At 65.6% G+C, this 1123-nt stretch carries 1 protein-coding gene; it reads right to left on the bottom strand.

Annotated features, from left to right (window positions below):
* Positions 1-93: 93 nt before the first annotated feature.
* Positions 94-1123 (bottom strand): NAD(P)/FAD-dependent oxidoreductase (locus GHO41_RS29285; RefSeq protein ID WP_178126619.1); only part of this gene is annotated, 1030 nt, incomplete at its 5' end.

Raw genomic sequence — 1123 nt, 5'->3', positions numbered from 1 at the left:
GGATGCTGAAGATACTCGGCGGCCTGTTTGCTGCGCGACAGCGCGGCGTCGAAGACGGGGCGGCCCCTCCTACAGGGTGAAGCCATCGCAGCCTCATTCTTCGGCAGCGACTACAGGTTTTAGCTGGGGTTGCAGATAACGCTTGACCCCTGCTGCCACGCCCGGCGCCTGCAAGCCGATTTCACGCAACTGACCGCTGATGGGGTTGCGGTAGCCGATGAAGAACAGCCCTTTGGCCACGGTGGAGTGGCCGTGGGCATCCACCGTCGGTTTGCCGTCGGCGGTGAGTGGCGCAGGGTAGTTGATCAGGCTCTCAAGGCCGGTGGTGTAACCGGTGCCCGCGACGATCACGTCGGTGTTCAGCGTGCAGCGCTGTGTACGGTCGAGACCGGTGTGGGCGACGACGCTCTGCTCGTTGAGTTCCAGCACCGGTCCCACCACCTTGATGCGGCCTTGTTTCAGGTCGTCGATCACCGGCATGAACAGCGTCGGGGTCACGCTGCCCAAACCGGAAACGCCTTGCGCCGGTTGTGGCAGGCCGTAGGCCGACAGATCCCCGACCCAGCGCCGCGACAATCCGCTCAATACGGCGTCGCTCCAGCGTGTCGGCAGTCGACGAATCAACGTGCCCAGCGCCGCCAGCGGTACACCGAACAGGCTCTTGGGCAGAAAGTGCGGCGCCCGCCGCACCGACAACGTGACCGACGCGGCATGGGGCACCAGACGGCTGGCAATCTCGCAGGATGAATTACCACTGCCGACCACCACCACGTGCTTGCCCGCGTAGTGGCGAGCATTGCCGAAGTGGGCCGCGTGAACGACCTGCCCGCTAAAGTGCTGCGCGCCTGGCCACTGCGGGATCGACGGGACGCACGAGGTGCCGGTGGCAATCACCAGCGCCTGCGCACGAAACACCCGGTCATCCCGGCAGCGCACTTGCCACAGCCCTGGCGCCGCGAGGTACTCGATATTCATCACCGCGCAGCCGGTCAGCACATTAAAACCGCCACGGGCTGGCAGGGCTGCCAGCTCCTTGGCCAGGTCATCACGGCTTGGCCAGCGCCCTGCCGACCACGGGAAGCGCAGGCCCGGCAAACTGGAAAACCAGCGCCCGGTGTTCAGG

This window comes from Pseudomonas sp. FSL R10-0399 (assembly GCF_009600165.1).
GTDB classification, from domain to species: domain Bacteria; phylum Pseudomonadota; class Gammaproteobacteria; order Pseudomonadales; family Pseudomonadaceae; genus Aquipseudomonas; species Aquipseudomonas helleri.
This window is presented reverse-complemented; position numbering and strand designations above follow the sequence as displayed.